This is a genomic window from Nocardia sp. JW2, assembly GCF_051843015.1.
GTDB lineage: Bacteria > Actinomycetota > Actinomycetes > Mycobacteriales > Mycobacteriaceae > Nocardia > Nocardia coubleae.
Window position 1 is genome coordinate 1 of the sequence record NZ_JBPXLK010000075.1, and the last position, 292, is coordinate 292.

Below are 292 nucleotides of genomic sequence, written 5' to 3' on the forward strand. Positions count from 1 at the left end.
TCACCGACGACGAGCGGATCGCCCCGCTGCGTCCGTCGAACACCGCGTACGTGATCTTCACCTCCGGTTCGACGGGTCGCCCGAAGGGTGTGGCGGTGAGCCACGCCGCGATCGTGAACCGCCTGGTGTGGATGCAGGAGCAGTACGGCCTGATCGCCGACGACGTGGTGCTGCAGAAGACGCCCGCTACCTTCGACGTGTCGGTGTGGGAGTTCTTCTGGCCCTTGCAGATCGGCGCGCGCCTGGTCGTGGCCAAGCCCGACGGTCATCGTGATCCGGCCTACCTGGCCGA

The 292-nt window shown here is 67.1% G+C and carries 1 protein-coding gene; it reads left to right on the forward strand.

Translation table 11 applies throughout. The features are described from left to right. Nucleotides 1-292 (forward strand): AMP-binding protein (locus tag ACSVDM_RS30855; protein ID WP_439269176.1); only part of this gene is annotated, 292 nt, incomplete at both ends.